We start from the raw sequence: 7,704 nt of genomic DNA, 5'->3' as shown, positions 1-7,704 counted from the left end.
CCCCACTGACGTGCTGGATTGGGTGGAGTGGCTTTGTTTGGGGAGAAAAGAGGCGCTAGCCTGGCTCCGGCGTGGGTGATCCCTTTCCCACCCGCTTCACCCCGGCGCCTCTTTTCTTAGGGGCCCCAAACAAAGCCACTCCACCCAATCCAGCCCTGCCCACCTAGCCTGCCCCGCCCCGCCCCGCCCCGCACTGCCTGCCTTACCCACCTAGCCTGCCGTGTCCCGCCCTGTTCTGCCTTTCCTTGCCCTGCCCTGATCCGCGTTCTACAGCCTTGTCACCACAACCCCGTCGAACAGTTCCGCCACCACATCGTCATCCACGCTTCCAGCCGTCGGGGCCGCCACTGCACCTGCGGACCAAGCCACAGCCGTGCGGAGCCTTTCCTCCCAAGGAAGGTTCCGTCGCAGCCCATCAGCCAGCGCGGCCACTGCCGCGTCACCTGCTCCCGTCGGATTGCCCGCCACTCGGCGCGAAGGCGCCGCCTTCCATTCGCCATCGGCCGTCGTAGCGAGCATTCCCTCTGCACCAAGGGAAACCACCACCGCACCTGCGCCCAGGTTCCTCAGCGCGCGGGCACCTGTCAGTGGATCGTCCTCGCCCACGGCCTCGGCGAGTTCTTCCGCGTTCGGCTTGAGGACGTCTGCTCCTGCTTGTGCTGCCGCTCGCAGTACCGGGCCGCCTGCGTCGACCACGGTGGGGACTCCGGCCGTTCGCGCTAGTTCCACCAGGTCCGCGTAGGTCTGTTCCGGCGCGTCGGGTGGGAGGCTGCCTGAGCACACCAGCACGCTTGCCTTCGACAGGTAGGTCCGGACCAGGTCGCCCAGGCGGGACCAGTCTGCCGCTGACAGGGGGCCGCCGGGTTCGTTGAACATCGTGGCCTCGTCGCCGTCGGACCACTCCGTGGCCACTACGGCGATGGTCATCCTGGTGGCGGCGGCCACCGGCAGGAGGTCGTGGGGGACGCCGGAGTCGGCGAGGTCTGAGCGCATGGAGTCGCCGAGGATGCCGCCGATCGGGCCCAGTGCCAGGGTGGCCACGCCCTGTTCGTGCAGGACGCGGCTGACGTTGAAGCCCTTGCCGCCGGCTCGTTCGTGCACCGCGCGGATGCGGTGGGTGTGGCCCGGGCGCAGGCGGTCGACCCGGTAGCTGACGTCGAGGGCCGGGTTGCCGGTGACGGTGAGGATCATGCGCGTACCCCGATCGAGGTGGCCGGAACAGCGTTCAGCACGCCGAGCAGTCTGGTGACCTCGGTGGTGGTCGCGGTGCGGGCCGGGCCGAGGTACTTGCGGGTGTCCACTAGGGACGGTTGAGCGTCGAGGGTGCCGCGCACCGAGGCGGTGAACGTCTTGTTGAGGTGGGTGGCGATGTTGACCTTCGTCATGCCCGCCCGGACGGCGGCGGTGAGCTGGTCGTCAGGAACTCCGGAGGAACCGTGCAGCACCAGGGGAACCGGCACCGTGTCCGCGAGCCTGGCGATCAGCTCCAGGTCCAGGACGGCGTCGCGGGTGAGCATCGCGTGGGAGCTGCCGACGGCCACGGCCAAGGCGTCCACGCCGGTCGCCGCGACGTAGGCGGCGGCCTCGGCCGGGTCGGTGCGGACGCCGGGCGCGTGCACGCCGTCCTTGCCGCCGATCTCACCGAGTTCCGCCTCCACGAACACCCCGGCGGCGTGGCAGCGGTCGGTGATCTCGCGAGTCAGGTCGACGTTGTCGGCGTAGGGCAGGGTGGAGGCGTCGAACATGACCGATCCGATGCCCAGCGCGATGCCCTCGTCGACCAGGTCCGGGGACTGCACGTGGTCCAGGTGCACCGCGACCGGGACCGTCGCCGCCCGGGCCACCGCCAGTGTCGCGAGGGCGATGGGCTCAAGGGAACCGTGGTACCGAACGCAGTTCTCGCTGATCTGCAGGATCACCGCCGTTCCCGCACGCTCGGCTCCCTCGACCAGCGCGTAGGCGTGCTCGAGCTGGATGACGTTGAACGCGCCAACCCCGCGACGCTCCCGCACGGCCGCGGCGACCACGGCCGCGGTGGGGCTCAGCGGCATGTCAGGCGCCCGCCAGGATGACCGAGCGGGTCAGGTTGCGCGGCTGGTCCGGGTCGAGCCCCCGCAACCGCGCCGCCGCCGCGGCGACGCGCTGGGCCAGCACCAGGTGGGCCAGCGGATCGAGCCCACCGCTCTCGACGAACGCGGCACCGGTGGCGGTGACCTCGGCGGCGAGACCGGCCGGGGTAGCACCGAACATCCAGGTGACCCGACCGGGCTGCGCGATGCTGATCGGCCCGTGCCGGTACTCCATGGCGGGGTAGGCCTCGGTCCAGGCACCAGCGGCCTCACGCATCTTGAGGGCGGCCTCCTGAGCCAGGCCCACGGTCCACCCCCGGCCGAGGAAAGTGAACTGGTCAGCCTCGGGAAGCGCACCCAGCGGGGCGTCCAGCGCAGTCTTGGCGTCAGCGATGGCCTGGGTGAGGTCCTCGCCGAGCGACGCCCGCAGCAGCGCGAGGGCAGTGGTGGCGAACCGCGTCTGCACGACCGAGCGCTCGTCCGCGTAATCGAGCACGACCACCTGGTCGGCGATCTCGGTGACCGGACTGCCCGCGACCCCGGTGATCACCGTGGTGGGCCCGGACACGGCCTTGAGCAGCTCGACGACCTCGGTCGTGGTGCCGGAACGGGAGATGGCGACCACCCGGTCGTACTCCCGACCGAGCGGGAACTCAGAGGCCGCGAAGGCATCAGTACGTCCCTGACCAGCGGTTTCCCGCAGCCCGGCATAGGCCATGGCGATGAACCACGACGTCCCACACCCCACGACCGCGACACTCTCCCCCGGGCGCCCGATGTCGTGGCCACCAGCGACCACCCGCCCCCAACACGCGGGCTGGCTGGCGATCTCGGCGTCGATGAACGACATGACCCCTCTCCCCCCTCTGCTCATTGCTGCACTTTTGATGCCCTCATGATGCAGCTCTGCGCAGAACATGGCAAGGGCAGCGCCGCCTGGAGGTCGGATGTCTCAACCAATATTCACACCTCTCCAGGGTAGTTCCCAGTGTGCGCCCCCGGCAGGGGTAGACCGGATCGCCCAAGCACACATCGCGGCGCGATCCGCGTGCACCAGACGGAACAGGCCCGGACACACAACGCGTCCGGGCCTGCACAGGTCGTACTCAGCGCAGCGCAGCCGCCTCTTTCGCGAGCCGCTCAATCTCGGCGAAGTCCCCGGCGGCCAGCGCCTTGGCGGGGGTGAGCCAGCTACCCCCAACACAGCCCACCGTGGACAGCGCGAGGTAGGCAGGAGCCGACTCGGGAGTGATGCCACCAGTCGGGCAGAACCGCAGCTCAGGCAACGGGCCCGCGATCGACTTGAGATACGGAACTCCACCAGCCGCCTCGGCCGGGAAGAACTTCAACTCGGTGTACCCACGCTCAGCCAACCGCAGTGCCTCGGACACAGTGGCCGCCCCAGGCAGCAACGGCAAACCGGTATCGGCGGCAGCACCCAGGATCTTGTCAGTGGTCCCCGGCGTAACAAGGAACTTCGCCCCAGCCCGCTGCGCAGCCACAGCGTGCTCGGGGGCAGTAACGGTCCCCGCACCCACCACGGCATCCGGCACCTCAGCAGCGATCTGTCGAATTGCCTCAAGCGCGGCGGACGTGCGCAGGGTGATCTCGATAATCCGCACCCCACCACGCACCAAAGCCTGGGCCAGGGGCACGGCCTGGGCGGCGTCCTCGATGACCACAACCGGCACCACCGGCGAGATGTCCAACAAGCTCATCCGACACTCCACTCCTCAACACCCGAGACCGCACACCACACGACCACACGAAAGCCACCGCCAACACAACCATCAAACCCAGCGGAGAGGCCGCCCACCAAACCGAAGCGGCAAGGCCGCCCCACCACCCACCAAACCGCAGCGGATAGGCCGACCACGCTGGTACCGCCGGCCCCGCTACGGATGCTCGATCTAGTGGACTCGCTTCGTGTGGGGGGAGAGCACCGCTAAACTTGACCTGTGGTGGGGATGCCCTTCACCCCACGCTTTTTCCCCACCGCGGTGCTCTAGGGGCCCCACACGAAGCGAGTTCACTAGATCGAGCCCCCATCTTTAACTCCGGCAGCCCCAACGATGCGCGGCCCCCGGGGTCGACCCCACGACGGCACCAGAGCAAAGAAGCCGATCACACAGAGAACTCAAGCTCGTCCAGCCCAGCAAACGCAGGCCCGAACACACTGGCCCCATGGTCAGCAGGCCCAACCGACCGCCGCAGAGCCGCGAACAGCTCCCGCCCAGTCCCCGTCCAGGCGAGATCGTCAGCAGGCGCGTCCATCAAGTCCCGCGCCGCCAACACATCCGCAGGCACCAGCACGTCGATCCGCCCAGCAGTAGCGTCCAACCGGACCACGTCCCCATCGCGGATCAACGCGATAGGGCCGCCCGCAGCGGCCTCCGGGGTGCAGTGGATCGCAGCCGGGATCTTCCCCGAGGCCCCGGACATCCGTCCGTCGGTCACGAGCGCGACCCGGTGTCCCCGGGCCATCAGCACGCCGAGCGCGGGCGTCAACCCGTGCAGCTCGGGCATCCCGTTGGCGCGCGGACCCTGCTGCCGCAGCACGATCACCACGTCGCGGTACAGCTCCCCCGCCTTGAACGCCAGGGAAACGTCCTCTTGCGTGGTGAACACGCGCGCGGGCGCCTCGACGACGCGGTCGGCCTCGGCCACCGCCGACACCTTGATCACCGCGCGGCCCAGGTTGCCCGCCAGCATCCGCAGGCCGCCGTCGGCGGCGAACGCCTCGGCCACCGGTCGCAGCACGTCGAGGTCGCCGGAGCGGCGCAGTCCGTCGCGCCAGGTCAGGATCCCGTTGTCCAACACCGGTTCCTGCCGGTAGCGGTCCAGGCCGGGACCGGCCACAGTGGACACGTCGCCGTGCAGCAGGCCCGCGTCGAGCAGTTCGCCGATGAGGAACTGGACGCCGCCCGCGGCGACGAAGTGGTTGATGTCGGCGCTGCCGTTGGGGTAGATCCGGGCCAGCAGCGGCACCACCGCGGACAAGTCGGAGAAGTCGTCCCAGGTGAGCTGGATGCCCGCCGCGGCGGCGATCGCCACCAGGTGCAGCGTGTGGTTGGTGGACCCGCCGGTGGCCAGCAGCGCGATCACGCCGTTGACCACGGCGCGCTCGTCGACCACGGCCGAGATCGGCGTGTACTCCTCGCCCTGCGCGGAGATCTCGACCGCACGGCGCCCGGCCGCCTCGGTGAGCGCCTTGCGCAGCGGGGTGCCCGGCGGGATGAAGCTCGCCCCCGGCAGGTGCAGCCCCATGACCTCGACCACGAGCTGGTTGGAGTTCGCGGTGCCGTAGAAGGTGCAGGTGCCCGGCGAGTGGTAGGACGCCGACTCGGCGACGAGCAGGTCGTCGCGGGTCGCCTTGCCCTCGGCGAAGGCCTGGCGGACCCGGGCCTTCTCGCCGTTGGGCAGGCCGGAGGCCATCGGACCGGCCGGGACCAGGATCGCGGGCAGGTGGCCGAAGGCGAGCGCGCCGATCAGCAGCCCGGGGACGATCTTGTCGCAGACGCCGAGCAGCAGGGTGGCGTCGAACATGTCGTGCGAGAGCGCCACCCCGGTGGCCATCGCGATGACCTCGCGGCTGAACAGCGAGAGCTCCATGCCCGGGCGGCCCTGGGTGATCCCGTCGCACATCGCGGGCACACCGCCGGCGAACAGCGCCACGCCGCCCGCCTCGCGGACCGCGTCCTTGATCCAGGCCGGGAACTCCTGCAGCGGCTGGTGGGCGCTGAGCAGGTCGTTGTAGGCCGAGACGATCGCGACGCCGGGCAGGGTGGCACCCTTGACGGCGGCCCGGTCCGGGCCCGAACAGGCGGCGAAGCCGTGGGCCAGGTTGCTGCAGCCGAGCCCGGCCCGGGTGGGCTTGGGCGGCGCGGCGGCGGCCATCCGGGCCAGGTAGCCGGACCGGCTCGCGGCGCTGCGGGCGGCGATCCGGTCGGTCACCTCGGCGACCACCGGGTTCAGGGGCACGCTCATCGTCATCTCCGGCCTCGTTGGCGAGTCGAACGGGTCGAGGAAGGTGCCGGGAGACGACTGCGCTGGCGATCCACCGGGCGTAGCGCGGCCGACGGTACCGAGCTGGAACGCGGGCTGTCAAAATCGATTCAGCACCCGGAACCCCCACCTCGGCGACAGCTCCCACCACCGCCGATGATGCCCGTCCACGCTGACGGCGAGCTTACAGATCCCCAGCTCAGCCCTGACTTGAGCGGATCCGACAGCCGGTCGACCGACAAGTCGGCGGTCAAGCTTCCAACAAGTGAACAGTCCCCAGATTGAACAATCCCATTGTTCAACAATCCTACATTCGCCCCTGTTCCTGAGTTCAGTGGTTGGGCACCCCGGTCCGGTCCGGCCCCCGGTGTCAACCTTGAGGTGATCTTGTCCGATAAGGGATCCGCGACACCGGGAACTCCGGCCGGGCTTGCCCCGGTGGCACCGCGCGGGCAGGCGGTGCGTGAGATGGTGTCGCCACCGACGAGAGGGGTTTCCCGACGTGACGCCCAATGAGCGGATCGGCCGGTCGCTGCTGCGCCAGGAGGTGAGCGAGCGGATCAAGCGCTACATCCTGGACAACCGACTGCGCCCCGGGTCGCCACTGCCGACCGAGAACGAACTGTGCGCCGCCCTGGGCGCCTCCCGCTCCAGTGTGCGCGAGGCGATCAAGACCCTCGGCGCCCTCGACATCGTCGAGGTCCGACACGGCCACGGCACCTACGTCGGCGGCCTGAGCCTGTCCGCCCTGGTAGAGGGCCTGACCTTCCGAGGCCTACTAGGCCCAGACGACGAGTTCGGCGTGCTATCGGACCTGGTCGAGGTCCGCGAACTGTTCGAACGCGGCAACGCGGCCAAGATCGTCGGAACCCTGGAAGAGTCCCATGTGGACGAACTAGACGCCCTGGTCGACCAGATGGCACGCGGCGAGGACATCGTGGCAGCCGACCGCGCCTTCCACGCACTGCTGGTGCAACCGCTGGGCAACGCCCTGGTGAGCCAACTCACCGACGCCTTCTGGGATGTCTACACGGCAGTCGCCCCACACCTCGGCGTCCCAACAGATGAGAACGACACTGTCGTACTGCACCGAGCCATCATCGCTGCCGCAAGAACAGCGAACCTGACCGCCTTCGCCGACGCAGTCATCGCCCACTACACCCCAATCCGAACCCGCATCGCCGCCGCCCGCGCCTGAGACAAGGCACCTGCCGGCAGCCGGATGATGACGCAGGACAGTAGAGACCGAACGGTATGGATTCCACACCACTACCTGGATTCCGAGCCAATAGTTCCCACCTCCACCCCACCAAAGCCACCTAGCCGAACCCGCCTGGCTGCCACCTGCTCAAAGGCAGGCGCACCCACCTCTCCAGCCAAACCGCAACAGGACCCCACCCCCACCCAACCGCAACTCATAGGCCAGCCCCGCTGGCACGCAAGTGAATCCCGACCCCGATTTAATGCAGCAAGATCCCGTCCCCCCACCCAGCCGCAGCGGATAGGCCGACCCCGCTGGTACGCAAGTCCCGTTACGGATGCTCGATCTAGTGGACTCGCTTCGTGTGGGGGGAGAGTGCCGCTAAACTTGCCGTGGGTGGGGATGCCCTTACCTGCCCTTTTCTCTCCA

General features: G+C 69.1%; 6 protein-coding genes. 1 reads left to right on the top strand and 5 read right to left on the bottom strand.

From position 1 onward, the window contains the following. Positions 1-267: 267 nt before the first annotated feature. The 5 genes from QSK30_RS36445 to edd form a co-directional block, all read right to left on the bottom strand. The gene (locus QSK30_RS36445; RefSeq protein WP_285509980.1) at positions 268-1,191 is read right to left on the bottom strand and encodes a 1-phosphofructokinase family hexose kinase; all 924 of its coding nucleotides are present in this window, start codon (positions 1,189-1,191) and stop codon (positions 268-270) included. Beyond that, entirely contained in the window at positions 1,188-2,051 is an 864-nt protein-coding gene (locus QSK30_RS36440; RefSeq protein WP_285509979.1) for a class II fructose-bisphosphate aldolase, read from the bottom strand. Before QSK30_RS36440 ends, QSK30_RS36445 begins: the two co-directional genes overlap by 4 nt. A gap of 1 nt (position 2,052) precedes the next feature. Then, entirely contained in the window at positions 2,053-2,919 is an 867-nt protein-coding gene (locus QSK30_RS36435; protein ID WP_285509978.1) for an SIS domain-containing protein, read from the bottom strand. A gap of 256 nt (positions 2,920-3,175) precedes the next feature. Continuing rightward, positions 3,176-3,787 (bottom strand): bifunctional 4-hydroxy-2-oxoglutarate aldolase/2-dehydro-3-deoxy-phosphogluconate aldolase, encoded by a 612-nt coding sequence (gene eda / locus QSK30_RS36430; RefSeq protein ID WP_285509977.1) that lies wholly within the window; start codon positions 3,785-3,787, stop codon positions 3,176-3,178. A gap of 406 nt (positions 3,788-4,193) precedes the next feature. Continuing rightward, entirely contained in the window at positions 4,194-6,062 is a 1,869-nt protein-coding gene (gene edd / locus QSK30_RS36425) for a phosphogluconate dehydratase (protein WP_285509976.1), read from the bottom strand. A gap of 514 nt (positions 6,063-6,576) precedes the next feature. On the opposite strand from edd, the gene QSK30_RS36420 reads away from it, so the two are divergent. Beyond that, positions 6,577-7,272, top strand: coding sequence for a FadR/GntR family transcriptional regulator (locus QSK30_RS36420; protein WP_285509975.1), 696 nt, complete (start codon positions 6,577-6,579; stop codon positions 7,270-7,272). The last annotated feature ends 432 nt before the right edge of the window (positions 7,273-7,704 follow it).

It is taken from the genome of Actinokineospora sp. NBRC 105648 (assembly GCF_030269645.1).
Taxonomy (GTDB): domain Bacteria; phylum Actinomycetota; class Actinomycetes; order Mycobacteriales; family Pseudonocardiaceae; genus Actinokineospora.
The sequence above is the reverse complement of the archived record's forward strand: the minus strand, read 5'-3'. Positions and strand labels throughout refer to the sequence as shown.